Here is a 25,366-nt window from a genome sequence, read left to right as displayed (position 1 = left end):
GTCCTCGAGCACCGGACGGCCTGCGTTGTGCTCGATCGAGCCGTCCTTCGCGCGCCACGAAATGCCCTTGACCTCGGCCAGCGGCATGCCCTCGGCGATTTCCTTGCAGGTGAAGTCGAACTCCTCGCGGCAGACAAAGTCGACCGCCTCGGTGGCCGTGAGCGAATTGTGCGGATCGACCTGCACCTTCGCGCCCACCAGACCGATGACGATCGACGGCTTGCGCTTCTTGAGGTCTTCGCAGAACAGCGCGTCGGTCGGAAACGACGGCGTGCTCGTGTGGATGATGACGAGGTCGTATGCGGCTGCAATCTTCAGCGTCTCTTCGACGGAGAGGCCGTCGGCCGGCGCGTCGAGCACGCGGCTGTCGGGCACGAGGGCCGCGGGCTGCGCGAGCCAGGTGGGATACCAGAACGAGCGGATCTCGCGCTTTGCCTGGTAGCGCGAGCCCGCGCCACCGTCGAAGCCGTCATACGACGGGGCCTGCAGAAACAGCGTTTTCATATTCCTCGATTGTCCGCGCAGTGTGATGAAACCCGGTTAGCGATCGTGTGCGCCTTGTGGCTTGCACAGTCGACGTCCAGCGCCGCGCAATTCCTTCCAAACGCATTACGAAAAACATTCGATCGACATTCCGGCTTGCATGTTTGTTATCGAATTGAAGGACTAAGCGCCACGGGTGAACCCTAGGATATTAAGCCGAAAATCTGATGCTGACCTTAAGCGCTTTCCCTTCTTCCGACGTATTGAAACATGCCAAATCTCCAGTGTGACGAATTGATATGACAGTTTTCATCGCACCGCGCCAATTGATGTCCGTTGTGATAACAATCGGTTACAAGCGAGGCACAACCCGCCCTCCGGCACCCAGAACTCACGTCAATGGACCCAAGCGAGGCAAGTCATGTGCCGCTACGTGCGTGCGCCTTGCGTATTCCTCGGAAGAACTGACCGGCAGGTTTTCATCTGCTTTGCATCCCCTCCGCCATATCGGACAAGTTTTCGCTGATCGCCGACATCGCGTAAAAACGTCTCATAATCGGGTTACGATGCAGCAAACGGCGTGACTGCGGGTCCCCGCCGCGAATGTGCGAGCGGTGTGGCGCGGCCAACGCTGCCCGGCAGGTCAGGACGACTGGCCGGGATTTCATGCAGGCCAGGCACCCGTGGTGCGCTGCCTGCCCAACCAAGCGCCACCGTGAGCCGTCATTGTCCATGCGCATCCTCTTCGTCATCGGCAACCTGGGCGACTATCACGTCCCTCGCTATGAGGCTCTCGTCAGCGCGGCCTCCAGTCGCGGCCATCAGGTGGCGCTGCTCGAGGTCTTCGCACGCTCGGGCGTCTACGGCTTCCCTCAGGAACGCCGCGCGGCATTCTTCGCGAACCGGCCGCGCATGGCGGAAACGCTGGTCGAGAACGGCGCCGACAGCGACGGCCTCGGCGCGCGCGATACCGCGCGCCTGATTGCGAAGGTGCGCAACTTCGAGCCCGACGTGGTCATCACGCTCGGCTACAGCACCGGCTATTCGGCGGTGCTCTGTTTCCTCAGACATCTCACGCGGCGCTTCAAGCTCATCTACATGTCGGACTCGAAGGCCGACGACGGACTGCGCCAGCGCACCAAGGAGCGGCTCAAGCGTTTCATCGTGAGCCGCTTCGACGGCGCGCTCGTCGCGGGCGAGAAGCATCGCCGTTACGCGCAATCACTTGGCATACCGAAGGAGCGATCCCGCATCGGTTTCGATGTGATCGACGTCGACTATTTCTCGGATCTCGCGCAGGCCGCGAGCGATAACCCCGAGGCCGTGCGATCGCGCTTCGGCCTGCCGCAGCGCTACGTGTTGTGCGTGAGCCGCTTCGTCGCGCGCAAGAACGTCGACGTCCTGATCGACGCCTACCGCAAATCCGGCGTGTACAACGAAAATATCGGCCTCGTTCTGGTAGGTCAGGGTCCGCTCGAAGCGCAATTGCGCGCGCGCATCGCGTCGCTCGGCCTCACGCCGCACGTGACGATACTCAACTCGCTCGCCAACCAGGAAATGCCGAATCTCTATGCGCTCGCGGAATTCGTCGTACTCGCGAGCGAATTCGATCAATGGGGCCTGTGCGTGAACGAAGCGTTCGCGGCCGGGTGCCCTGCCATCGTCACGCGCACCTGCGGCGTAGCTGGCGAAGTGGTGATCGACGGCGTGAACGGTTTCGTGGTTGAACCGCGCGACGTCTCGACCCTCGCGCAGCGTATCGGCGAGCTGGGCGGCGAGCCCGCGCTGCGCGAACGCTTCGCCGCCGGCGCGCAAAGCACGATCCGGCGCTGGACGCCCTTGCTCTTCGCCTCGAGCGCGCTGGAGCTTGCCGAGGTCACGACCCGCCGCGCAAGCGACCCCGCGCGGCACGAACTCGTTTAGCGCGCCATATCGCTCGCTACGCGACGCCCCGCCGCTTAGAGATTGGGGGCGAACACACGCCCGGGCGCGACCTTCCGCTTGAGCGTACGCATCAGCAAATAAACCGTGCCGTGGCGCTCGACGCCCAGCCGCTGCGTGAGCGTCGCGCCGAATCCGTTGAGGAAGCTGAATGTCGACGGGCTCGAAAAACCGTCGAAGTCGAAGGTGAGCTTGCGCTCGAGTGAGCGGCCAATGCCGGTCCACAGCAGCAGGCTGATCGAGCCGCTGTGCGCGTCCTGCGCGCGCGACGAAAGCAGGTAATACATTGCATGATGGTCCCAGACGAGGCCGACCGCCGCCACGAGCTTCCCGCCTTGCCCATAGGCGCCGAGCAGCATCCCGGCCTTGCGCTCGACGAACGCGTTGACGAGGTCGCGCATGACCGCATCCCCGTAAGCGTTGGTACGCGAACGCGCCGCGAGATTCGAGTCGTAGAACGCGATGAACTCTTGGGGCGTGATGTCCGGCACGACGGTCAGTTCACGGCAGGCGCTGCGTATCACGTTGCGCGTCTTGCTGTTCAGACACTTCCACGCTTCGTCGGCCGTAGTATTCCGGTCGATGCGGAACGTATAGCGCGCCGACACCGTAAAGCCGTGCAGTGCGAACGCCAGGGCGTCGTCGATGCGCGGGTCGAGTACCTGAAAAAAGCTGTCGCAGTCGGGCAACTGTTCGATCAGCTTGCCGGTGATGTCGAGTTCATGACGCAGTTGGCGGGCCTCGCTGCCCGTCACGGACTTGATGACCGGCCCGAGCGTGCGCGTGAGCGGCGGCAGGTGCGAGACACGCCACAGCCGCGTGCGCTGCATCGCGTACGGCATCTCGCCGATGACCTCGTCGTTCTGCTTCACCACCGCAAGCTTCCAGTCGCCTTGCGTGGCGATGTCGAGCCACCAGTGTTCATGAAAGATCGAAGGCGCCGCGCGTACCGGCACCGGCGTAGCAGAAGCAGCCGGCGCCTCGAGAACGGGCAACGTCCGGTCGTTTATGGTCGTCATCGATCACCGGTATATTCTGACTGCAAGCGCCGCGGGATCACACATGCGCTCCACCTCCCCCAGCACTCATGCTCCTCAATGACTTCTCGTCGACGTGGCAACGGCATGTGCTCAATATGACAGTGCACGCGGCGGCTCGTTTTGTCCCTCCCGGGTCCTGCAAGACTACGCGCAAGCCGGCGCTTCGGGCGCCTTCTGTTTTCGTTTCCGGGGTCACCTGCTCGCGCCGCGATGGCTTGCGAAGCTCCATGGCGGCGGACTGCCATTTCGTACATCGCCTTCAGTCTACGAATAGCCACCTGCCCATTTACGCCAAAACCAAGACGCATGCGGATAGGTTATCTCCCTGGTCAATTTTCGTCCGATCATACTGCTCGATTTCGCAATGCAGCAATGCACGCACCTGCTGAACGTTTGCACACCGATTACCTAACGAGAACGATTCGCGATCAGGTAATTTAGTTAGGAATGCATTCTACCGGATCAATCCTGCCCTGCATCGCTCAAGCCAATGGTTGTGTCGTCATCGCTCGCGTGAGCCCATGCATGGGGCGGCGCACCGCCACGTCGAAAGGGTTCGTTTGGGGCCCGATGGTCTCGGCCTGCCGCTTGAGCAGTTCCACTATCGTCGGCAACCGGTCCTCCGTGAGACGCGCAGCCAGCGTGCCCACGCTCAACGCGCCCACGGCACAACCGTTCTGGTCCAGAATCGGCACGGCCACGCCCGCCATGCCCTCGAGCACGCCCGTATTACGCCCCGCGTAGCCGAGCTTGCGCACGCGCTCGATCTCCGTGCGCAAATACACCTCGTCCAGCACGCCGTAGCTGCGCAAACGCGGCACGTTGAAACGAATGATTTCCTCACGCTCGGCCTCGGGCTGGAACGCGAGAATGGCAAGACTGCCCTGACCCACGCCCAGCGCGACGCGCCCGCCGATATCGCCCGTGAACGAGCGGATCGGAAACGGACCTTCGCACATGTCGAGACAAACCGCATCGAAACTGCTCTTCACGAGCAGGAAAATAGTATCGCCAAGGCTTGCGCACAGGCGCAGCAACGCGGGACGGCATAGCGTGCGCATACCGCTGGGATTGCCCGCCTGCGCCGCGAGCGCAAAAAAATCGACGCTTAACCGATAGCGCTTCGTGCCTTCGTCCTGCTCGACCACGCCTTCGGCGATCAGCCCTTGCAGCAGCCGATGCACAGTGGCCTGGGTCAGACCCACGGCCTTGGCGAGCGCGGTCACGCGGCTGCCTTCCGCCTGACTTGCCCCCAGTGCGCGGATCACCGCGAATGCGCGCTGCAATACGCCCGCGCCGCGGGCATCGTCGGCCGGCGTTCCACTTTTCTCTTCCACTGCCGTCATATCGACCTCGATCTATTCCATTCAGCGGAATAAGCGCTGAAAACTCGTACGAATTGGCGTGCTGTCCAAAAGGTTCGATCGCCATACGCCGTCGTGCTTGTTGTGGGCTCATCCAGGAATTTCCCGTAGTTCACGGGATGAAATATCCGCCGCGCTGGGCCACTCACGTATTCCGTCAAATGGAATATAAATCAGATTTCTATCGTTTGATGGAATTTTAAATTGACGACCGAAAATTTGGCTAGCTACAGTCGACTCAACGCCCTGCACCGCAATTCGCTCAACGGGTGCCGGCGCACCCCAAGCACTGGAAGGCCACACCATGTCGTTCCTCACCCTGACCGATGTATCGAAATCGTTTGGCGACCTGCTGGCGGTCGCCGGCGTCAATTTGTCGGTGGAAAAAGGCGAGTTCGTCTCACTGCTCGGCCCTTCGGGCTGCGGGAAAACCACGACGCTGCAGATGATCGCAGGCTTCGTGGAAACCACGCGCGGGCGCATCACGCTCGACGGGCGCGACATCACGCACATGGCGCCGAACAAGCGCGGCCTCGGCATCGTGTTCCAGAGCTATGCGCTCTTTCCGCACATGAGCGTGGAGCAGAACGTGAGCTTCGGCCTCGAAATGCGCGGCGTGGGCAAAGCCGAGCGCCGCGATCGCATTCGCGAGGCGCTCGCGCTCGTGCGCCTCGACGCCTACGCGCAGCGCTTTCCGCGCGAGCTGTCGGGCGGCCAGCGCCAGCGCGTGGCGATCGCGCGCGCCATTGTGATCGCTCCGCCCGTGCTGCTGCTCGACGAGCCGATGTCCAATCTCGACGCCAAGCTGCGCGAAGACATGCAGTTCGAACTGCGCGCCATTCAGCGCAAGATCGGCACGACCACGCTGATGGTCACGCACGACCAGTCCGAAGCACTCTCGATCAGCGACCGCGTGGTGGTGATGGAAAGCGGCCGCATCACCCAGGTCGACACGCCTTATCGCGCGTATGAGCGGCCCGAGAACGACTTCGTCTCGAAGTTCATCGGCAAGGCCAACATGCTCGCTGGCCGCATCGTCGCGCGCGAGGGCGACACGATCCGCGTGGATCTCGGCCACGATCTCGCGGAAACGGGCTCGACGGCACAACTGCCCGAACGCGGCCGCACGGTGGGGGTGGGCGACGCGATCACGCTATGCATCCGCCCCGAAAAGCTCAAGCTGTGCGCGAGCGGCTCGGGCCGGCTCGCCGGGCGCGTGACGAGCCGCTTCTTCCTCGGCAGCCAGTGGCTCTACCGGCTCGACAGCCGCGCGGGCGAAATGCTCGTGTGCTGCCAGAACGAGGGCAATGAGCCGCTTGCCGAAGGCGACCAGGTGGGCATCGACTGGCATAGCGACGCGATCCGCTTCATCCACCAGGAGGGCGCCCGTGTCTAGCACGCTCCGCGCTTCGCAGCCTGCCCCACGCGCCACGGTGCGCGCCGGCTGGCAGGCTTACGTGCCGCTCTGGCTCATGAGCGCGCCCGCGCTGCTGCTGTTCGCCGCGCTCGTGCTCGTGCCGCTCGCGATGACCTTCGCGCTCACGTTCTACCGCTTCGATCCGATGAGCGGCCCCATCGCCGCATTCGATCTGCATAACTACGTAGAAGTGCTGGGCTCGTCGTACTTTCACACGATCTTCCTGCGCACCTTCGGCATTGCCGCGCTCACCACGCTGCTGTGCGTCGTGATCGGCACGCCCGAGGCTTACATCCTCTCGCGCATGCGCGACCCGTGGCGCTCGCTCTTCCTGCTCGCGATCCTCGCGCCGCTGCTGGTTTCCGTGGTAGTGCGCGCGTTCGGCTGGAGCATGCTGCTCAACATGAACGGTCTCGTGAATCAGTTCTTCGGCCTGTTCGGCGCAGGGCCCTTCAAGCTCGAATACACGACCTTCGCGATCGTCATCGCGCTCGTGCATGTGATGCTGCCGTTCATGGTGATTCCGGTGTGGACCGCGCTGCAAAGGCTCGATCCGCAAACCGAGAACGCGGCGCTGTCGCTCATGGCGTCGCCGTTCACCACCCTGCGCCGTATCGTGCTGCCGCAGCTCATGCCGGGCATTCTCTCGGGCAGCCTGATGGTGTTCGGCCTGTCGGCGAGCGCCTTCGCGATTCCGGGCCTGCTGGGCGGCCGGCGTCTGAAGGTGGCGGCCACCGCCGTGTACGACCAGTTCCTCAGCTCGATGAACTGGCCGCTCGGCGCGACCATCGCCGTGCTGCTGCTCGTCGCCAATCTCGTGGTGATGCTCACCTACTACCGCGTGCTCGAACGGCGCTACGCGCGCAGCATGGGCTAGGGCCCCAGGACACAACATCATGCGCAAAAACGGACCGCTCGCCCTCACGTTCCATAGCTTCGTCATTCTGTTCGTGCTGGCGCCGCTCGTCATCGTCATCCTCGTGGCCTTCACGCCCGACGAAACCTTGACGCTTCCCACGCACGGCCTCTCGCTGCGCTGGTTCCGCGCCATTCTCGACTACCCCGACTTCATCACCGCGTTCTTCAACAGCCTCAAGCTCGCGTTCGCCTCGGCCACGCTCTCGCTCGTCATCGCGTTGCCCGCGGGACTCGCTATTGGCCGCGCGCGCTTTCCGGGCCGTGGATTTCTCAACGCGCTGCTGCTTTCGCCGCTCGTGATCCCGGGGCTCGTGCTTGGCATCGCGCTGCTGCGCTTCTTCGCGCTGATCGGCGCGACCGGCTCGTTCGCGTGGCTGATCCTCGCACACATGATCATCATCACGCCGTTCGTCGTGCGGCTCGTGCTCGCCTCAGTGAGCGGCCTCGACCGCAGCATCGAGCATGCGGCCGCGTCGCTCGGCGCGAACGCGTGGACCACCTTTCGCCGCATCACGCTGCCGATGATCGTGCCCGGCATCACGGGCGGCTGGCTGCTCGCGTTCATCAACAGCTTCGATGAACTGACGATGTCGATCTTCGTGACCTCGCCGCAAACCGTCACGCTGCCCGTGCGCATGTACATGTACGCGACCGAGTCGATCGACCCGATGATGGCTTCCGTTTCCGCGCTCGTCATTTTCATCACGGCGGGCGCGATGTTCCTGCTCGACCGCGTGTACGGGCTCAACCGCATTCTGATCGGGCAGCACTGAACGCCGCCCGCCTCTTTCGATTCCTGCTGCCGCGCCACCGACCTTCCATGAGCACCGTCACGCCGCTTCCCCTTGCCCAGTTCGTCCGCGTTGCCGAGACCGCGCGCGCGAGCGTTTCCTTCGTTTTAGACGGCGTCGAAGTCAAGGCGCTCGCGGGCGATACGCTGCTCACCGCGATCCTCACACACCAGCGGCATGTGCGCCGCAGCGAGTTCAGCACGGAACCGCGCGCGGGCTTCTGCCTGATCGGCGCTTGCCAGGACTGCTGGGTGCGCAGCGAAAACGGCACGCGCCTGCGCGCCTGCTCCACGCCGCTGCGCGAAGGCATGCGTGTGCTGACGCGAATCGTTTCGGATACCGAATCTTACGATGGGGGTGCGCGATGAGCACGGCCAGGCCTGATCGCATCGTCATTGTCGGCGCGGGACCGGCCGGCGTGCGCGCCGCGCAAACACTCGTGGCCGCCCGACTGCGGCCCACCGTGATCGACGAAAACGCGCGCTGGGGCGGCCAGATCTATCGCCAGCCAGCCGACGGCGCGGGCTTCTCGCGCACGAAAACCGCGCTCTACGGCTTCGAGGCGAAGAAGGCCGATGCGATCCATCGCGCCATGGCCGAACTGCTCCCAAAGATCGACTATCGGCCCGACACGCTGGCCTGGTCGTGCGAGCCGGGCCGGCTCGACACGTTGCGCGAGGGCCGCGAAGCGAGCGTGCCGTGGTCGCATCTGATCATCGCGAGCGGCGCGACCGACCGCATCGTGCCGCTGCCCGGCTGGACGCTGCCAGGCGCTTATACACTCGGCGGCGCGCAGGTCGCGCTGAAGGCGCAGGGCTGCGCAATTGGCCGGCGCACCGTATTCGCCGGCACCGGGCCGCTGCTCTACCTCGTCGCCTATCAATATGCGATAGCGGGCGCGCAAGTGGCCGCCGTGCTCGACACGAGCCCGTTCGCGCGCCAGGCCGCCGCCGCGCCGAAGCTGCTCAACCAACCGGGCACCTTCGCCAAAGGCGTTTATTACGTCGCGTGGCTCAAGGCGCATGGCGTGCGCATCGAGCATGGCGTTTCGCTCGCGGCCCTCGAAGGCGACGAGGCGGTGCAATACGTCCGCTGGCACGCAATCGACGGGAAGGAGCACGCGCTCGCCTGCGATGCGGTCGGCCTCGGCTACGGCTTGCGGCCCGAAACCCAGCTCGCCGATCTCGCGGGCTGCCGCTTCGCCTTCGACACCCTCAACCGCTGCTGGCTGCCCGAACGCGATGCAGCGGGCCGCAGCTCCGTGCCCGGCGTCTATCTCGCCGGCGACGGCGCGGGTATTGCAGGCGCCGATGCCGCCGAACTCGCGGGCCGCCGCGCCGCACTCGCGGTGCTCGAAGACATGGGCATCGAAGCGCCACAGCACGATGCCGCGTTGCCTGATGCGGCAACAATCGAGAAGCGCCTCGCGCGCATTACGCGCTTTCGCGTGGGCATCGAGCAGGCGTTCGCCCCGCCGGCCAACTGCGCCGCTAACTGGCCCGACGATCTGACCATCTGCCGCTGCGAGGAAGTCGATGCGGGCACGCTGCGTAGTTGCATACGCAACGGTTTCGCCACCGAGGTCAACCGCCTGAAGGCGCTCACGCGTATCGGCATGGGGCGCTGCCAGGGGCGCATGTGCGGCGAATCCGCGATGGCGCTGCTGAGCACGGAGACCGGCAAGCCGCTGCACGAGGTGGGCCGCTTGCGCAGCCAGGCGCCCATCAAGCCGATACCCATTTCACCCATGCTGTTCGACGACGGCGTGCAGGTCATCGAAGAGGAACCCCACGATGAGTGACACGCGCCATTTCCAGGTTGTGATTGCGGGCGGCGGGCTCGTCGGCGCATCGGCGGCGCTCGCGCTCGCGCGCAAGGGCGTGAGCGTCGGCTTGTTCGAGCGGCGCTTTTGCGGCGCGCAGGCAAGCGGCGTGAACTACGGCGGCGTGCGCACCCACGGCCGCAGCGCCGAGCAACTGCCGCTTGCGGTGCGCGCCCGGCGTGTGTGGAGCCGCTTGCCCGAACTGATCGGCAGCGACGGCGAATTTGTCGTGTCGGGGCACTTGCGCCTCGCGCGCCGCGACAGCGATCTCGAGGCGCTCCACGCATGGTCCGCCATGGCGCGCGATTTCGGCGTGGAGTCACTGGTCATGAGCGGCGAAGCGTTTCGCCGCCGCTACCCGTGGCTCGGCAACGCCGCGATTGGCGGGGCGCTCTGCGCGAGCGACGGGCAGGCGAATCCGCGTCTTGTCTCGCCCGGTTTCGCGGCGGCGGCGCGGCACGCGGGCGCGCACGTGCAGGAGCAGGCCGCGCTCGGCGACCTGAGCTTCGACGGCCGGCGTTTCCAGATGCGCGCGGGCAACGAGCGCATCAGCGCCGACTGGCTCATCAACTCGTCGGGCGCCTGGGCCAATACGGTGGCGGGTGCGTTCGGCGAAACTGTGCCGATGAAACCGATCTATCCGAACATGTGGGTGACCGAACCGCTGCCGCGCTTTATCCAGCACAACCTGGGCGTGTACGGCGGCGGCGTATACGCGCGCCAGGTCGAGCGCGGCAACTGCGTGATCGGCGGCGGACGCGGGCACGGCGACGGCGAATACGCGCAGCCTTCCACCGCCACCACGCGCGCCGTCATGCGCGACGCGTGCGCGCTGGTGCCCGGCCTGCGCGACGCGCTGCTGATCCGCACGTGGAGCGGCGTGGAAGGCGAGACGCCGGACAGCAACCCGATCATCGGTTTCAGCAACACCACGCCGCGCCTCCTGCATGCGTTCGGCTTTTCGGGCGGCGGCTTCTTGCTGGCGCCCGGCGTGGGCGAAGTCCTCGCCGAACTCGTCACAGAAGGTGCGACGAGCACGCCCATCGAAGCGTTCGCTATCGGCCGCTTCACGCAGTCTTCCGTTCATGCCGCTCTCCCAATCAAATAAGGAGTCCCCACGATGAAACTCACACGCACCCTGGCCTCGCTAGCCGCACTCGTCGCCTTCGGCATCTCGCCTGGCGCCTGGTCGCAAACGAAGACGATCTACATCGGCATGAACGGCGGCCCGATGGAGAAGGCCTACACGAGCCAGGTCCTGCCCGACTTCGAGAAGGCCAACAACGTGAAGGTGGTGGTCGTGCCGGGCACGTCCTCCGACGTGCTCGCGAAGCTCCTCGCCAACCGCAACAGCCCGCAAATGCATGTCGCCTTTCTCGACGACGGCGTGATGGCGCGCGCCGTGAGCATGGGCGTGTGCGAGAAGCTCGACGATGCGCCGGTGCTCAAGGAACTGTATCCGTTCGCGCGCATGAGAGGCGACGTCGGCGCGGGCGTGCAGCTCGGCATGACGGGCATTGGCTACAACACGAAGGTGTTCGCGGATAAAGGCTGGGCGCCGCCCACTTCGTGGCTCGATTTCGCCAATCCGAAATACAAGGGCAAGGTGGTGTTCCAGTCGGCTTCGAGCAGCACCTTCGGGCTGCATGGCTTTCTCGCCATCAACCGCCTGATGGGCGGCAGTGAGAACAATGTCGAGCCGGGCTTCACGAAGTGGGCGAGCACGGTGGGGCCGAACGTGGTCGAATATATTCCGAATTCGGCCAAGCTCTCGGAGATGATCCAGACCGGCGAGGCCGGCATCTTCCCGCTCACGCCCACCGCAGTGGGCGACCTGAAGGACAAGGGCTTGCCCGTGGCGTACGCCAACCCGAAGGAAGGCGCGGTGCTGCTGCTCGTGGACCTGTGCGTTGTGAAGAACAATCCCGACCCGCAACTCGCGCAAAAGCTCGCGCAGTTCCTGCTTTCGGCGCCTGCGCAAAGCAAGGCGGCCGCCGCCGGCAAGCAGATTCCGACCAACCAGAACGCCACCATGCCGCCCGACATGCAAAAGAGCCTGGGCAATCTCGACCAGCTCGTGAAAAAGGTGACGGTGGTGGACTGGGACGTGATCAACGAGCACCGCGCGCAGTGGGATTCGCGCTGGAACCGGCAGATCGAGCAGTGATGGTTTGACGCGGGCCTGTTCACGCCGAAAACAGGCCCCGGCGGGCAACAGCGAGGGCGGCGGGCGCGGCGCGTCCTGTATCATCCACGGGTTGTCGAACCGCCCGCTCGCCCATGCGCACCACCCTCGATTCTTCCTTTCGCCTTGCCGTTTTCGCCCGGGCGCCGCGCGCCCGCTTCGTCGCCCTGGCGCTAGCCGCCGCGTGCGTGCTGCCGGGATGCGCAACCGGGCCGGCCTCGCAGAGTCAGGCCGCGCAAGCGCTCCCGCCCGATGCGGTCACGCTCTTCCCGATCGAGCATTACGACCAGAACGTCGACCACTGGATCGATCCGGCCAGCGCCGATTACGACAAGCCCTTCCTCTCGCCCGACGTCCAGCGCGCGCAATTCGATGCGCTCGTCGCGCGCTATTTCGGTGCGGGTCCAAACGATCCCTCGCCGTGGAATCGCGCGTTTGTCGAGCAGCGCGTGTATCGCGACGGCGGCAGCGACATTGCCGCGCTGCAAACGCGCCGCCTCGCCGACTTCGACAACACCGGCAAGGCGCCGCGCCGCATTGGCTACGGCATGAATTTCCGGCCTCACACGAAGGCGTGGATCGACGCCATCGAGCGCAACGCCAACGTCAACCAGTTCGAACAGGCCAGCGGCTTCGACACCACGCGTCGCGCCATCGCCACGACGGCGCTGTACGTGCGCGAACTGCCCACCATCGACCCGTCTTTCTATTCACATCGCATCGCGGGCGAAGGCTATCCCTTCGACAACCTGCAGGTGAGCGCCGTGCGGCCGGGCACGCCGCTTTACGTGCTCGGCACGAGCGCCGACGGCGCCTGGCGCTACGTGCAGACGCCGGACGTGCAGGGCTGGGTGCGCAGCGACGGCGTGGCGAGCGTCGATGACACCTTCGTTTCGACGTGGCGCGCGGCGGCGCACCAGTCGCTCGGCGTCGTGGTCGTGGCCTGGGCCGCGCTGCGCGACGGCGGCGGCGTGTTCCGCTTCGACGCGCCCGCCGGCACGCTGCTGCCGCTGCGGCCCGCTTCGGGTGCGAAGCCGGGCGTAGTGCTCGTGCCCGCCCGCGACGTAGACGGCCGCGCGGCGATCCGCACGGCGGCGCTCGATGCGAACGCCATCGTGCCCGCGCCGCTCGCGGCCACGCCGCGCCATCTCGCGCAGTTGATGAAGGCGCTGATCGGGCGTCCCTACGGCTGGGGCAACACGAACCTCGACAACGACTGCTCGGCCGAACTTCAGAGCATTTTCGCGGCGTTCGGCGTGTGGCTGCCGCGCCATTCGTCCACGCAAATGAACGCCGGGGCGATGACCGATCTTTCGGCGTCCACGCCCGCGCAACGCCTCGACTGGCTCGTGCAGCACGGCGCGCCCATGCGCACGCTCATCTATATAGGCGGCCATGTCATGCTCTACCTGGGCAACACCGAGCGCGACGGCAAGACGGTGCCGCTCGTCTATCAGGACGTGTGGGGCCTGCGCCCCCCCGAGAACAGCCGCCGCGCCGTGATCGGCGGATCGGTCGTCTTCCCGCTGCTGCTCGCCTACCCCGAAGACCCGAGCCTCGAATCGCTCGCAGGCACGCCGGTGTTCCAGGTCAGCATTCTGGGCGCGCCCGCGGGGAGCGCGCCGCCGGCGCAGGATGAGGAGAATCCGGCGGGGTGAGTCATGCGCTCGCGCGTCGAATCATGCGCCGGCTGCAACAAACTGATGCGCAAATGTGATCGTTTCTCCCAGGGTGACAGATTCCGCACGGTCGTACAAAAATAGCCTCCATCGAACGTAGCATTCCGTCAACGTTGCACACCTCTCGTCAGGGGAGAAGCGATCGGTGAACGCGCATTCAATCCGGCTCATGCCTTGCCGCAGGCCCACGATGACCACGCGCTCGTCCACGCTGCTCCTGCGCACGCGAGAGGACCCCGGCCGCCGCGCCAGACCGCAGGACTACGCACAGTACTCCGCGTAGGACTCCGAGCAGCACTCCCAGCATTGCGTTTCGTGCGGTTCCGCGAGGAACCCTGGCGCCCTTTTTCCCGAAGCTTTATCTGCGGCTTTGCCTGGAGCATTGCCTGAAGCGTGCGCAGCACCGTGTCACATCGATCTCAATCCATCAATAACACTAAGGATGACGAAATGTTACAACGCGACAAACTCGGCGTGAAATGGCTGGTCCGCTGCCTCGCGGCGGCCGGTTTGATGGGCACAGCGGGTGTCGCGAGCGCACAGAGCAGCGTCACCCTGTATGGCATCGTCGACGGATCGATCCTCTACACGAGCCATACGATGAATACGCAGACGGGCCAGAACGCCGGTCACCAGTTCTCCTTCACGGACAGCGGCATGTCCGGCTCGAACTTCGGCATGCGCGGCGCCGAGGACCTGGGCGGTGGGATGCGCGCCGTATTCGCACTCGAAAGCGGCATTAGCATCGCGAACGGCCAGTTCGGCAATTCCAACGGCAACTTCTTCGGGCGTCAGGCGTGGGTCGGCATGGAAAGCCCCTACGGCACGGTCAAGGCCGGTCTGCAGTACTCACCGTTCTTCCTCTCGCTCTACCAGACGGACCCGCGCGGCATGTCGTATTTCGGCAGCGGTCTCGTGAGCTACGTGAACAACGTGTATGTGACCGGCCTCTTCAACAGCAATGCGCTCACCTATACGTCGCCGGAAATCGCCGGCATTCAGGCGATGGGCATGTTCGCCATGGGCGGCGCGGCGGGCAACTTCCAGGCGGGACGCCAGTATTCGGCGAGCCTGCGCTACCACATCGCCGGCTTTACGATCACAGGCGCGCTCTATAGCGGCAACGCCGGTGGCACCGCGGCCTCCACGCCGGTGCCGAGTACCGTCGAGTTCGTGGGCCGCACGATCGGCGCGAGCTATCGCTTCCCGAACTCGCTCACGATCTCCGCCTCGTATGCGCTTTACAAGGTTGCGCAGTCATTCGACAACAGCGTCTACTCCGGCGGACTCAGCTATATGATCACGCCCTACCTCGACGTCGACGCCGGAGTCTGGTACACGCGCGACGGCAACGACGGCAGCAACCACTCGCTCCTGGCGTCGAGCGGCGTGCAGTTCTACCTCTCCAAGCGCACGACGCTCTATGGCCAGGTGGGCTACGTGTACAACCATGGACGCATGGACACGGGCTTGTCGATCAACAACGCGCTCTTTGAGGTCTCCGGCTCGACGGTGGGCGCGAGCATCGGCATACGGCATCTGTTCTGATACGCGCAAGTGTTCCGCGGCGCGCGCGTTGAGCGGCGCGGAACACGCTCTCGGGTTAGCTGCGGCTCAGCGAGCCTTCACGCCATGCGCACACGTCGCCTCGCGCAAGCTCGCGCTCTCCCAGCACGAACTGCGCCCCTTCGGGGGCCGGCGCCTGCGCACGTTGCTCGCCAAAGTTGAAGGCAAAGCACAATCCCCCGCGTCGGCTCACGCGCAAGCCTTCCGGCAAGCGCTGCGTGTCGAGGCCCGCGCCGCGCGCGGCTTCATCGAGCATGGCGAGATGCAGTTCGCGAGTGAACCACGCAGCGGCGTAGCGCACGCGGCCACGCGAGAGCAACGCTGGCCAACCGTCTTCGAATTGCGCCTGAATGCGCGTGGCGCCGTTGGCGCGCACATGATCGCGCCAATGCAATGCCTCGCCCTGCACGCCGCCTATCGTGACGGCTGGCGAGAGCGTGGGCCGCAGCGATTCGGCCTCGAGCACCTGCAAGGGCAGCACGCGCTGCAAGGCGCCGGGCGGCAGGTCGCCGGGAATGGCGAAGTGCGCGGTCTTCGAGCCACTGCGCGGTCCGAACACCCATTGCCCGTCGCTGCGCTCGATCTGATCGACGAAGGCGTCGTCGATCACGGCCAGCGACGGCACCACTACGAGCCGGTATGCAGAAAGATCCGCATGTCGCGAAACGATTTCGACATCGAGGCCGAGTTCGCGCAGCGCGCTGTAGTAGTCGAACGCGAGCGTTTGATAGTCGAAGCTCGCCCCGTGGCGCTGGATCTCAAACATCCACTGCGTTTCGTAATCGAATACGAGCGCCACCTGGCCACGCCCCGCCGGCGCGAGCGTGCGCAACACGTCGCTCGCCGCGATCTCGCGCGCGGCCTGCTCCACCTCGCGGCCGCCCGGAGACAGCTCGTTATTCGGCAGATTGAGGCCCGAATGCATCTGCTCCTGCGCGTACGGGCACTGCCGCCAGCGGAAGTACGAAACGAGTTCGGCGCCGTGCGCGAACGCTTCGTAGGCCCACAGGCGCACCATGCCCGGCGCGGGCACCGGGTTCCACGGCGCCCAGTTCACCGGCCCCGCCTGCTGCTCCATCACCCAGAAGCGTCCGCCGCCGATCGTGCGGTAACGATCGTGGTCGAACGACGAGACGTCGGGGTGTGCGGTGCGTGCGTAGCGAGCCTTTTGCGCTTCCGGCAACCCGATCACTTCGGTGCGCGCGATTGGATAGCTGTCCCACGTCGCTACGTCGATGGCCTTGTCCGCTGCGAACCGGTAATGGTCGAAGGTCGTGAAAAAGCCCATGAAGTTGTGCAACACGTCGGCGCCCGGCGCATGGCGGCGCAGCACGTCCGCCTGCTCGCGGTGAAAGCTCGCGACTTCGTCCGACATGTAGCGGCGAAAGTCCAGATGATGCGCCGGGTTGGCGTCGGTCGGCGTGCGCACGGGCAGCCCCACCGCTTCGAACGACGGGTACTCCATGCTCCAGAACACGTTGCCCCAGGCCTCGTTGAGCGCTTCGATCGCATCGTAGCGCTTCGCGAGCCACGCCTGGAAGCGGCGCTGTGCGGCGCTCGACCAGCTCGGCACGGTGTCGTGGCAGCCCAGCTCGTTGTCGGTCTGCCAGGCGACCACGGCCGGATGCGCGCCGTAGCGCTGCGCCATCGCCTCCGTGATGCGTACGCAATGCGCGCGATAGGCCTCGCTCGCAATGTCGTAGTGGCGGCGCGAGCCGTAGTTCCAGGGCGTGCCGTCGGCGCGCACGGGCAGCATGTCGGGCGTCGCGTCGACGAGCCACTTCGGCGGCGAGGCCGTGGGCGTGCCGAGCACGATCTTCAGGCCGCGGGCCGCGAGCGTTTCGATTGCGTCGTCGAGCCATGCCCAGTCATACGCGCCCGCGCGCGGCTCCATGCGGCTCCAGGCGAATTCGCCAATGCGCACGTGCGTAATGCCGAGTTCGGCCATGCGGCGCGCGTCGTCGGCCCACATCGCGTGCGGCCATTGTTCGGGGTAGTAGCAGACACCGATTTGCATGAGTGACAATCCGCCTCGGAATAACATCAGTAATACGAATGAGACAAAAAAGGGCCTTCGGCTGCGGCCGGGCTCGATCAGCCCTTGCTCGCGCCGAAGGTAAGCCCCGCGACAAAGTGTTTCTGCATGGCGAAGAACATCAGCACCGAAGGCAGCGCCGCAAGCACCGAGCCCGCCGCCACGAGGTTCCACGCCGTGGTCCACTGCCCCTTGAGCGCTGCCACGCCCACCGTGATCGGCGCGGCGTCGTCGCCCTGGGTGAGACACAGCGCCCAGAAGTAGTCGTTCCACACGAACGTAAACACGAGAATGCCGAGCGCGGCGAGCGCCGGCCGCACGAGCGGCATGACGATGCGCCAGTAAATGGCCCATTCGCTCGCCCCTTCCACGCGCGCGGCCTCGATCAGCTCGAACGGCAGTTGCTTGATGAAATTGCGCAGGAACAGCGTGCAGAATCCGGTCTGGAACGACACGTGAAAGATGATGAGTGCCCACACGGTGTTGTAGAGCCCCACGTGCAGCGCCATGTCGCGCACCGGGATCATGAGGATCTGGATCGGCACGAAGTTCCCTGCGACGAAGGCGAACAACACCGCCGTGTTGCCGCGAAACCGATACGTGGAGAGCGCGAAGCCCGCCATCGAAGCCAGCGCGATGACGCCGATCACCGAAGGCACCGTAATCAGCACGCTGTTCGCGAAGTAATGGAGCATGGGCGTTTGCGTGAGCGCCGCGCCGTAGTTTTCCAGCAAGGCGAAGTGCTTCGGCCAGCCCCAGTAGTCGCCCTGCTGCAATTCCTCGGTAGACCGGATCGACGTGACGAGCACGGCGAGCATGGGCAGCAGCCAGATGACGAGCGCAATGGGCAACGAGATCTTGTAGAGCGTGCGATTCGCGGGTTTCCAGCGATCGACGGGAAGCGGATACATGGGCAGCGACTCCGAGGGCATCGACGAAAAATCGATGGGTAATTCAGTGTTCTTCGCGCAGCATGCGGCGCAAATGGAACACGATATAAACGAGCATGATGGCGAACAGTACGACGGCGATCGCCGCCGAATAGCCTTCGCGGTAATACTTGATCGCCTGGTCGTACATGAGGTAGGCGAGCACGGTGGAGCTGTCGAACGGGCCGCCGCCGCTCATCACGGCGATCAGGTCGAAGCTGCGCAGCGCGCCGATCACCGTGAGCACGATGGCCATGAACGTGGCCGGGCGAAGCTGCGGGAGCACCACGTGCCAGAAGAGCCGCCAGCCTTTCGCGCCTTCCATGCGCGCGGCTTCCACGATCTCCGGGTTGATGCCCGTGAGGCCGGTGAGATACAGGATCATGCAGAACGGGGTCTGCGGCCAGAGCGCGGCGAAGATAATGCCCAACGTCACGAGCTTCGGCTCGCCCAGCACAGGTATGCCGTGCCCGACGATCATCTTGAGCAACCCGAAGGTCGGATCGTAGAACCACGAGAACACGAGACCGACCACCACGCCAGAGAGCACGAACGGCGCGAAGAACAGCGACTTTACGGCGCGTATGCCGCGCACGTGCTGGTTCAGATACAGCGCGAACAGGAGGCCAACCGGCGGCGCCAGCAGGAACAACACGAGCCACAGCAGATTGTTCTTGAGCGCGGTATAGAACGTGCCGGAATGGAACAGCTCGACATAGTTGGCGAGACCGACGAACGTCTTCGCGCTCATGCCGTCCCAGTCGTAAAAACTGAGCGTGATACTGCTGATAATCGGGTAGATCACGCAGAGCGAGAAGAGCACGCAGCCCGGCAGCAGGAAATACAACGCGGCGCGATTCTGCTGCCGCCGCACGGTAGAGACGCGACGCTGCCGTGCGGCCCCAATGGGGCGCGCCAGGGTATCTGACATGGTGAAGCCTCGTCGGTGTTCGAGGAATGCGCGGCCGGCGGCGCGAAGCGCGCCGGCCACGCGGCGGCGTTACTTCTTGTAGATGCGTTGACGCGTCGTTTCGAGGCGCGCGAGCAGCGCGTCGATCTGCGACGGATCGCTGTAGAACTGCTGCATGGCCTTCATGCCTTCGTCGGCCATTTCCTTCTGCATGTCGCGGTCGTAGAACTGTGCGATGCCGCCACTCGTGTTCGCGAGCGTCTGAAAGCCCACCTTGGAGATGGGATCGTCAGGCTCGGCCGCCTTGTTGTTCGACGGCAGCTGGCCCCAGCCGCGCGCCAGTTGGGCGTTGATCTCCGGCGTTTCCATGAAGGCCAGCAGGCGGCGTGCGTCGGCCTTGTTCTTCGCCTTCGCCGGAATCAGCAGCACGTTGACGGGGCCATCTTCCGCCACAGGCACGTTCGCGTCGATCACCGGGAAGCGGAAAAATCCCACGTTTTGCTTCATGTTCGCCGGGAAGCTGGCCGAGAAGAACGTGCCCATCAGCATCATCGCCGCCTTGCCGCTCACGAGCACCGGCGCGATCGAATCCACGTCGTAGGACAGCGCGTTTTCCATGAAGCAGTGGTCGTCCATCAACGACTTCCACGTCGTGAACACCTTCTTCACGCGCGGGTCCGTATAGGACACCTTGCCGGCCATCAACTGCTGGTGGAACTCGTTGCCGTTGATGCGCAGGTCCAGATAGTCGAACCAGGCGGCCAGCGTCCAGCTGTCGCGTGCGGCAACCGCAATGGGCTGCACGCCGATGGCATTGAGCTTCTTGCAGGCGGCGACCAGGTCGTCCAGCGTCTTCGGTTCGGACTTGATGCCCGCCTTCTCGAACAGGTCCTTGCGGTAGAAGAAACCATAGGCGTCATAGCCGAGCGGCGCGGCATACTGCTTGCCGTTCCACGTCGACGCGCCCTTGACCGAAGCGTACTGGTCGTTCCAGCCGTTCTTCGCCCAGTCCGCCGAGAGGTCTTCGAGCAGGCCGCGCTGCGCGTAGTAGGCCATGCGCTCGCCGTCGTGCCACGAAACCACATCGGGCGGATCCGTCGCGAGCCAGCCGCCGATCTGCACCTTATAGGCTTCCTCGTCGATATAGGAGACCTTCAGGTCCACGTCGGGATTCGCCTTCTTGAACTTGTCGAAGGCGTCCTGCCAGGTCGAGCGCTGGTTGGCGCGCGCCGAAACGTTGACGTTGAGTGTGCCGGCGTCGGCGGTCGCGCTTGCAAACGTTGTAGCCGCAACGACTGCGATGACCGCCGATGCGCGAGCCAGCGTACCGAATACCGTTGAACGATAAGCGAACATCTGTTGTCTCCTACTTTGCCTTTGTAAGCTGACGGCGCTCCCGCCGCCAGGCCCGGTGACCCGCTCTACCGGCGGGGTATAACGAAATCAGGCCAAAGCCGGCGCACGCGCCACCGTAAGCCGCTGCAACGCGACACCTTCGGCGTCGAACAGGTGACAGGCCTGCGGCGGTACATGCAAGCGTATGCGCTCGCCCACGCCAATGGGCGAATCGGCGGGCGCTTTCGCGACGAGCGTGCCCGCTGCGTGATCCGCATGCAGATAGCTATGTTCGCCCAGGCGCTCGGCGAGGACCGTTGCGCACGCAATCGATTGATCGTCGCCGTCGAGACGCAGATGCTCGGGCCGCACGCCCAGCGTAACCGGTTGATCCCGTTGCAAGCCACTGCCGTTTACGCAGGCAAGCAGCGTCTGCCCGCCTTCGAGTGTGACGCGCACGCCCTCTTCAGCCACCGAGTTGACAGTCGCGTCGATGAAGTTCATGCGCGGCGAGCCGATGAACCCGGCCACGAAGCGCGACTTCGGGTGGTGATAAAGATCGAGCGGCGCACCGCTTTGCGCCACGCTGCCGTAACGTTCCATGTCGGCGCCTGCGTGCAGCAGCACGATGCGGTCGGCGAGCGTCATCGCCTCGACCTGGTCGTGCGTGACATAGACGACGCTCGCATCCGTGAAACGCTGGTGCAGGCGCGCGATCTCGATGCGCGTATGGCTGCGCAACGCGGCGTCGAGATTGGAAAGCGGCTCGTCGAACAGAAACACGCCGGGCTCGCGCACGATGGCGCGGCCGATGGCAACGCGCTGCCGCTGCCCGCCCGACAACGCCTTGGGATGCCGGTCGAGCAGCGCCTCCAGTTGCAGGCTGCCCGCCGCGTCGCGCACGCGCCGATCGATCTCGGCTTTCGGCACCTTGGCGATCTTCAGGCCGAATGCGATGTTGTCGAACACCGTCATGTGCGGAAAGAGCGCGTAGCTCTGGAACACCATCGCCACGCCGCGCTCGGCGGCGGGCACGTCCGTCACCACGCGCGAACCGATGCGCAGTTCGCCTTCGCTTAACTCCTCGAGGCCCGCGATCATGCGCAGCAGCGTGGACTTGCCGCAGCCGGAAGGCCCGAGGAACACGCAAAACTCGTGATGCCCGATGTCGAGATCGACGCGCCGCACCACCGGCGGATGATCGCCGTAGCGTTTGCCGACGCCCGAGAGCTGTATCGTCGCCATGTTCTCGCCTCGAAATTTAAGCGCTTAAATTTTTATGCAGAAAACTTCGCGTGGCCCTTGCGCAGCGGGCATTTAACCGCTTAAATTCGAATCCGGCATAATCGCGCATTCGTTGTCTCCGTCGATGTTGTGGGAGAAAAGTAGCAAACCCGGCCGCAGCATTGCAACATTTGAATCATCTTCCCTGAATGTGGGAAAGGTCCGACATGGTCACCTTGTCAGAAGTCGCGCGGCGTGCACGCGTCACGGCGGCTACCGTTTCGAACGTGCTGCGCAACCGCGAGAAGGTGCGCCCCGAGACGGCCGACCGCGTGCTGCAGGCCATCGCCGAGCTGGGCTACCGGCCCAACCTCAATGCGCGCGCGCTCGCGCAGGGGCGCTCGTCCACGCTCGCGCTCATGCTCTCGAACATCTCCAACCCGTTCTATCCCGAGTTCGTGCTCGCGGCCGAGCGCGCCGCGCGCAAGGCGGGCCACTTCCTCATGGTCTGCAACACCGACGACGACGCGCAAATCGGCCGCGCCTACCTGAACCAGATCGCGGGCACCTTCGCGGACGGCGTGCTCGTGATGAACACCGACATCGCCATGAACGAACTGTGCATCTCGGCCATGCACAACGGCCCGATTCTGCTGGCGATGTGGGAGCACCCCGAGAATCCGCCCGTGCTGCCGTGCGTGGCCGTGGACTTCGCGCGTGCGGGCGCGCTCGCGGCGCAGCATCTGCTTGAATTGGGACACCGAAATATCGCCATGCTGATCGGCGACGGTTGCGGCGGCTTGCAGGATGCCCGTTCGGAAGGATTCCGAACGGCCTTGCGCGAAGGCGGCGTGGACCCGGCGAACGTGGCGCAGATGCAGGTGCGCGACTCGATCGACTCCGGCTACGCGGCCTGCCAGCAATTGCTCGCGCAACACCCGCGCGTGAGCGCGATCTTCGCGACCAACGACCTGCTCGCGATCGGCGCGATCCAGGCGCTGGTCAGCATGGGCCGCGCCGTGCCCGACGATGTATCCGTGATCGGCATCACCGACATTCAGCTCGCCCATCAGATGCGCCCCGCCCTCACCACGGTCGCGATCCAGACCGAGGCCGTGGCCGAGCTATCGATCCGCAGCCTGATCCGGCTGATCGACGAGCCGGACCAGCAGCCGCCCATGGTGCTCGGGCCGCCGCCCGAGCTCGTCACACGCATGTCCACGGGGCCGCGCAAGCGGCGCGCTCGGGCCTGACCCTGCGCGCGCCGGGCCTCGCTCGACAGGTGCGGGCGAAGCGCCGACAATGAATGCCCTTTACGGCGCCCCCGTCCCGATCGGCGGGACCGGGCGCGCACACGTTCGCGCGCCGCGGCGCGCACGGGGCACTACATGCAGGACACAAACGCAAGCAATCGACATTTCGACACGCTCATCGTCGGTGCCGGTTCGATGGGCATGGCGGCCGGCTACTATCTGAGCCGCCTCGGCAACAAGGTGCTGCTGCTCGACGCCGGCGATCCGCCGCACGATCAGGGTGCGCATCATGGCGCGACGCGCCTCATTCGCCACGCCTATGGCGAAGGCGCCGCCTACGTGCCGCTCGCCTTGCGCGCCCAGCAGCTTTGGGAAGACCTCGAGCAGCAAACGCAGACTGCCCTTTTCGTGCGCACGGGCGTCGTCAATATCGGCTCACCCGACGACGCCTTCATGCGTGAGGTGCAGGCGAGCGCCGCCAGCCACGGCATCCCGCTGGAAACGCTCGACGCCGCCACTGCCGGCACGCGCTGGCCCGCGTGGCGGCTGCGGCCGGAGCAGGTCGCAAACTTCGAACCCGGCGCGGGCGTGCTCTATTGCGAGCGAGCGATCAGCGCCTACCGCCAGTTCGCGACCGCGCTCGGCGCAACGCTGGGCACGAATACGCGCGTCGCGCGCATCGAGTGCCATGGGCGGGAGAGCGTCAACGTCTGGACCGACAGGAACGAAAAGTTCACCGCGCGCGACCTGATCGTGTGCGCCGGCAAATCGACTCGCGATCTGCTCGCGCCGCTCGGCCTCGAGGTTCCGGTCACACGCGTGCGCAAGAGTTTCGCGTGGTTCGAGGGCGAGCCAGGCCTCTTTGCGCCGGAACGCTTCCCGGGCTTTTTCGTCGCTTCGGAAGTGGGCGGCTATTACGGGTTTCCCGATCTCGACGGCAGCGGCCTGAAGCTTGGCCGCCACGACACCGGCGAGCCCCTCGCAGCGGACGCACCACTGGCGCCATTCGGCGCCGAGCCGAGCGATCTCGGCGATCTGCAAGCCTTCCTGGAACGCTACTTACCGGGCGCGGGCAAGCTGCGCGTGGGCCGCGCCTGCGAATACGACATGACGCCAGATGAGCATTTCATCATCGACCGCGTGCCCACCTGCCCGAATGTGCACATCGCGACCGGCTTTTCCGGGCATGGTTTCAAGTTCGCCAGCGCGATCGGCGAGGCGCTGGCCGAGCGGATCACCCAGGGCGAAAGCCGTATCGACCTCGCGATGTTCGCGCGCAAGCGTTTTGCATGACGCGACGGCTTAAGCCTAGTTCGCGGGAATCGTCACGACCGGCGCCTTGCTGCTCGTATCGGCCTCCGCGAGCGCCATGAGGTTTTGCAGGACCGTGAACGCGTATTTCGAGTCGAAGTCGGCGCGTTCGACCCAATACGCCGTGCCTTCGTAGTCGATCGCGACATAGGCGTCCGCCGGCGCTTTCGGCCCCTGGTGCACGATGATGATCGGCCGCGTTTCGCCCCCAATCAGCCCGACGGTCGGTTTCGTCGCACCGCTCTGCACCTGGGCGTCCGGCACCTGCACTTGCGCGCCGATATTCGTGAGGATGCCGAGCACCGAGCGCGTCACCATGGGAATGCGATTGCCGCCCTGCGCCGAGGGCCCGTAGACGATCTCGTAAGTACGCGTGTCCGCCGCGAGATGGAGCAGTTCGCGCACGCGCGCCAGGTCCGCCGAAACTTGCGGCGACTGCGCGCTGTTCGTCGCGCCGAGCGCGAGATACACCGTGTTCTTGCCGTTCTCGCTGCGCGACTCCACGTCCAGCTCGCCGGCCAGTTGCAGGCGCCGCAGCGCCTGCAACAACTGGAAGAAACCCGCCGAGCCCGCGCTGCCCTCTCCGCCCAGCGCGCTGCCGTTCTGCAGCCCGCCGATCGATTGCGCGCCGATACGCAGCAGCAGATCGACCGGCATGCCGCCTTCGGCGAGCGGCATCATGAGTTCCGGCGCGAGCGGCCGGATATACGCGGAGGCGAAGGCTTCGCCCGTGGTCGGCGAGAACGTGAAGGTCGGGCGATTCGACCAGGATACGCTGCCGGTCGCGAGCGCATAGTTCGGCTGCGAGCCCGAACCGACATTGCCGGTCGCGCCCGCCGTCGAATCGAATTGATACGCGGCGATGATCGAACTCACCGAGAGAAAGGCGGGCGCGTCGCCGTAACGCAACCCGATCACCGCCGCGAGTATTCCGCGCTTTTTTGCATCGCCGAGCGCTCTTGCGTAATCGACTTGATCGGCGCGCAAGCGCGTCGGGCCGAGATGCACACACGCCGTGCCCAGCAAGGCCGAGCATGAAACCGCCAGAAACGTTGCTTTTGAAATCATCGGAAGCCTGCGCGCCGGGCCGCGCAAAGAGAGTGGGTCCGCGCGCACAGGTAGCAAGCGTTGTGCCCCGATATTTCAGAAGCGCAAGCGTGACC

Annotated in this window: 20 protein-coding genes and 1 pseudogene; 12 read left to right on the top strand and 9 right to left on the bottom strand. The window is 65.1% G+C overall.

All coding sequences use genetic code 11. From position 1 onward, the window contains the following. A pseudogene (locus tag M3I56_RS31155) lies at window positions 1-504 on the bottom strand (hopanoid biosynthesis associated radical SAM protein HpnJ); the annotation flags it as partial. Window positions 505-1,215: 711 nt separating this feature from the next. On the opposite strand from M3I56_RS31155, the gene M3I56_RS31150 reads away from it, so the two are divergent. Next, window positions 1,216-2,406 (top strand): glycosyltransferase family 4 protein, encoded by a 1,191-nt coding sequence (locus tag M3I56_RS31150; protein WP_254357228.1) that lies wholly within the window; start codon window positions 1,216-1,218, stop codon window positions 2,404-2,406. A 35-nt stretch (window positions 2,407-2,441) separates the two neighbouring features. On the opposite strand, the gene M3I56_RS31145 is transcribed toward M3I56_RS31150, so the two are convergent. Both M3I56_RS31145 and M3I56_RS31140 read right to left on the bottom strand, forming a co-directional pair. Continuing rightward, complete coding sequence (locus M3I56_RS31145; protein WP_254357224.1) at window positions 2,442-3,443, bottom strand: GNAT family N-acetyltransferase; 1,002 nt, start codon at window positions 3,441-3,443, stop codon at window positions 2,442-2,444. Between the two features lie 503 nt (window positions 3,444-3,946). Beyond that, the gene (locus tag M3I56_RS31140) at window positions 3,947-4,810 is read right to left on the bottom strand and encodes an IclR family transcriptional regulator (protein ID WP_254357223.1); all 864 of its coding nucleotides are present in this window, start codon (window positions 4,808-4,810) and stop codon (window positions 3,947-3,949) included. Window positions 4,811-5,132: 322 nt separating this feature from the next. Here M3I56_RS31140 and M3I56_RS31135 point away from each other — a divergent pair, with 322 nt between their 5' ends. The 9 genes from M3I56_RS31135 to M3I56_RS31095 all read left to right on the top strand — a co-directional run bounded on the left by M3I56_RS31135 (window position 5,133) and on the right by M3I56_RS31095 (window position 15,188). Continuing rightward, window positions 5,133-6,224 carry an ABC transporter ATP-binding protein gene (locus M3I56_RS31135; protein WP_254357222.1) on the top strand — a complete coding sequence of 364 codons (1,092 nt, stop codon included), beginning with the start codon at window positions 5,133-5,135 and terminating at the stop codon, window positions 6,222-6,224. Further along, window positions 6,217-7,122, top strand: a complete 906-nt coding sequence (locus M3I56_RS31130) for an ABC transporter permease (protein WP_254357221.1) — start codon at window positions 6,217-6,219, stop codon at window positions 7,120-7,122. Before M3I56_RS31135 ends, M3I56_RS31130 begins: the two co-directional genes overlap by 8 nt. 19 nt (window positions 7,123-7,141) lie before the next feature. Beyond that, window positions 7,142-7,936 (top strand): ABC transporter permease, encoded by a 795-nt coding sequence (locus M3I56_RS31125; RefSeq protein ID WP_254357220.1) that lies wholly within the window; start codon window positions 7,142-7,144, stop codon window positions 7,934-7,936. Between the two features lie 47 nt (window positions 7,937-7,983). After that, window positions 7,984-8,322: a (2Fe-2S)-binding protein gene (locus tag M3I56_RS31120; RefSeq protein WP_254357219.1), complete on the top strand. Its 339-nt coding sequence runs from the start codon at window positions 7,984-7,986 to the stop codon at window positions 8,320-8,322. Beyond that, complete coding sequence (locus M3I56_RS31115; RefSeq protein ID WP_254357218.1) at window positions 8,319-9,755, top strand: NAD(P)/FAD-dependent oxidoreductase; 1,437 nt, start codon at window positions 8,319-8,321, stop codon at window positions 9,753-9,755. The genes M3I56_RS31120 and M3I56_RS31115 overlap by 4 nt, the downstream gene beginning before the upstream one ends. Next, the gene (locus tag M3I56_RS31110; protein WP_254357217.1) at window positions 9,748-10,884 is read left to right on the top strand and encodes an FAD-binding oxidoreductase; all 1,137 of its coding nucleotides are present in this window, start codon (window positions 9,748-9,750) and stop codon (window positions 10,882-10,884) included. Before M3I56_RS31115 ends, M3I56_RS31110 begins: the two co-directional genes overlap by 8 nt. A gap of 12 nt (window positions 10,885-10,896) precedes the next feature. Next, complete coding sequence (locus M3I56_RS31105; protein ID WP_254357216.1) at window positions 10,897-11,943, top strand: ABC transporter substrate-binding protein; 1,047 nt, start codon at window positions 10,897-10,899, stop codon at window positions 11,941-11,943. Between the two features lie 113 nt (window positions 11,944-12,056). Continuing rightward, window positions 12,057-13,619, top strand: coding sequence for an SH3 domain-containing C40 family peptidase (locus M3I56_RS31100; protein ID WP_254357215.1), 1,563 nt, complete (start codon window positions 12,057-12,059; stop codon window positions 13,617-13,619). Between the two features lie 471 nt (window positions 13,620-14,090). After that, a complete protein-coding gene (locus tag M3I56_RS31095) occupies window positions 14,091-15,188 on the top strand; it encodes a porin (RefSeq protein ID WP_254357214.1) in 1,098 nt (365 codons plus the stop codon). Between the two features lie 55 nt (window positions 15,189-15,243). Here M3I56_RS31095 and M3I56_RS31090 read toward each other — a convergent pair whose 3' ends face one another. The 5 genes from M3I56_RS31090 to M3I56_RS31070 form a co-directional block, all read right to left on the bottom strand. After that, window positions 15,244-17,223: a beta-galactosidase gene (locus M3I56_RS31090; RefSeq protein WP_254357213.1), complete on the bottom strand. Its 1,980-nt coding sequence runs from the start codon at window positions 17,221-17,223 to the stop codon at window positions 15,244-15,246. Window positions 17,224-17,300: 77 nt separating this feature from the next. Then, on the bottom strand, window positions 17,301-18,152 hold the full coding sequence (locus M3I56_RS31085) for a carbohydrate ABC transporter permease (protein ID WP_254357212.1): 852 nt from the start codon (window positions 18,150-18,152) through the stop codon (window positions 17,301-17,303). A gap of 43 nt (window positions 18,153-18,195) precedes the next feature. After that, entirely contained in the window at window positions 18,196-19,101 is a 906-nt protein-coding gene (locus M3I56_RS31080; protein ID WP_254357211.1) for a carbohydrate ABC transporter permease, read from the bottom strand. 69 nt (window positions 19,102-19,170) lie between these two features. After that, window positions 19,171-20,436, bottom strand: a complete 1,266-nt coding sequence (locus tag M3I56_RS31075) for an ABC transporter substrate-binding protein (protein ID WP_254357210.1) — start codon at window positions 20,434-20,436, stop codon at window positions 19,171-19,173. An 87-nt stretch (window positions 20,437-20,523) separates the two neighbouring features. Then, the gene (locus tag M3I56_RS31070; RefSeq protein ID WP_254357209.1) at window positions 20,524-21,660 is read right to left on the bottom strand and encodes an ABC transporter ATP-binding protein; all 1,137 of its coding nucleotides are present in this window, start codon (window positions 21,658-21,660) and stop codon (window positions 20,524-20,526) included. 206 nt (window positions 21,661-21,866) lie between these two features. On the opposite strand from M3I56_RS31070, the gene M3I56_RS31065 reads away from it, so the two are divergent. Together M3I56_RS31065 and solA are read left to right on the top strand one after the other, a co-directional pair. Then, on the top strand, window positions 21,867-22,892 hold the full coding sequence (locus M3I56_RS31065) for a LacI family DNA-binding transcriptional regulator (RefSeq protein ID WP_254357208.1): 1,026 nt from the start codon (window positions 21,867-21,869) through the stop codon (window positions 22,890-22,892). Window positions 22,893-23,027: 135 nt separating this feature from the next. Next, entirely contained in the window at window positions 23,028-24,185 is a 1,158-nt protein-coding gene (gene solA, locus M3I56_RS31060) for an N-methyl-L-tryptophan oxidase (RefSeq protein ID WP_254357207.1), read from the top strand. Window positions 24,186-24,200: 15 nt separating this feature from the next. Here solA and M3I56_RS31055 read toward each other — a convergent pair whose 3' ends face one another. Continuing rightward, entirely contained in the window at window positions 24,201-25,271 is a 1,071-nt protein-coding gene (locus M3I56_RS31055) for a hypothetical protein (protein WP_254357206.1), read from the bottom strand. Window positions 25,272-25,366: the final 95 nt, after the last annotated feature.

It is taken from the genome of Paraburkholderia sp. CNPSo 3281 (genome assembly GCF_024206515.1).
Lineage (GTDB): Bacteria > Pseudomonadota > Gammaproteobacteria > Burkholderiales > Burkholderiaceae > Paraburkholderia > Paraburkholderia nodosa.
The sequence above is the reverse complement of the archived record's forward strand: the minus strand, read 5'-3'. Positions and strand labels throughout refer to the sequence as shown.

Bases quoted from the DNA above. Each gene is read 5' to 3' on its own strand.
- M3I56_RS31115 (WP_254357218.1), top strand. From the start codon at position 8,319: ATGAGCACGGCCAGGCCTGATCGCATCGTCATTGTCGGCGCGGGACCG.
- M3I56_RS31105 (WP_254357216.1), top strand. From the start codon at position 10,897: ATGAAACTCACACGCACCCTGGCCTCGCTAGCCGCACTCGTCGCCTTC.
- M3I56_RS31145 (WP_254357224.1), bottom strand. From the start codon at position 3,443: ATGACGACCATAAACGACCGGACGTTGCCCGTTCTCGAGGCGCCGGCT.
- M3I56_RS31075 (WP_254357210.1), bottom strand. From the start codon at position 20,436: ATGTTCGCTTATCGTTCAACGGTATTCGGTACGCTGGCTCGCGCATCG.
- M3I56_RS31055 (WP_254357206.1), bottom strand. From the start codon at position 25,271: ATGATTTCAAAAGCAACGTTTCTGGCGGTTTCATGCTCGGCCTTGCTG.
- M3I56_RS31065 (WP_254357208.1), top strand. From the start codon at position 21,867: ATGGTCACCTTGTCAGAAGTCGCGCGGCGTGCACGCGTCACGGCGGCT.
- M3I56_RS31090 (WP_254357213.1), bottom strand. From the start codon at position 17,223: ATGCAAATCGGTGTCTGCTACTACCCCGAACAATGGCCGCACGCGATG.
- M3I56_RS31100 (WP_254357215.1), top strand. From the start codon at position 12,057: ATGCGCACCACCCTCGATTCTTCCTTTCGCCTTGCCGTTTTCGCCCGG.
- M3I56_RS31085 (WP_254357212.1), bottom strand. From the start codon at position 18,152: ATGTATCCGCTTCCCGTCGATCGCTGGAAACCCGCGAATCGCACGCTC.
- M3I56_RS31125 (WP_254357220.1), top strand. From the start codon at position 7,142: ATGCGCAAAAACGGACCGCTCGCCCTCACGTTCCATAGCTTCGTCATT.
- M3I56_RS31150 (WP_254357228.1), top strand. From the start codon at position 1,216: ATGCGCATCCTCTTCGTCATCGGCAACCTGGGCGACTATCACGTCCCT.
- M3I56_RS31120 (WP_254357219.1), top strand. From the start codon at position 7,984: ATGAGCACCGTCACGCCGCTTCCCCTTGCCCAGTTCGTCCGCGTTGCC.
- M3I56_RS31140 (WP_254357223.1), bottom strand. From the start codon at position 4,810: ATGACGGCAGTGGAAGAGAAAAGTGGAACGCCGGCCGACGATGCCCGC.
- solA (WP_254357207.1), top strand. From the start codon at position 23,028: ATGCAGGACACAAACGCAAGCAATCGACATTTCGACACGCTCATCGTC.
- M3I56_RS31070 (WP_254357209.1), bottom strand. From the start codon at position 21,660: ATGGCGACGATACAGCTCTCGGGCGTCGGCAAACGCTACGGCGATCAT.
- M3I56_RS31135 (WP_254357222.1), top strand. From the start codon at position 5,133: ATGTCGTTCCTCACCCTGACCGATGTATCGAAATCGTTTGGCGACCTG.
- M3I56_RS31095 (WP_254357214.1), top strand. From the start codon at position 14,091: ATGTTACAACGCGACAAACTCGGCGTGAAATGGCTGGTCCGCTGCCTC.
- M3I56_RS31110 (WP_254357217.1), top strand. From the start codon at position 9,748: ATGAGTGACACGCGCCATTTCCAGGTTGTGATTGCGGGCGGCGGGCTC.
- M3I56_RS31080 (WP_254357211.1), bottom strand. From the start codon at position 19,101: ATGTCAGATACCCTGGCGCGCCCCATTGGGGCCGCACGGCAGCGTCGC.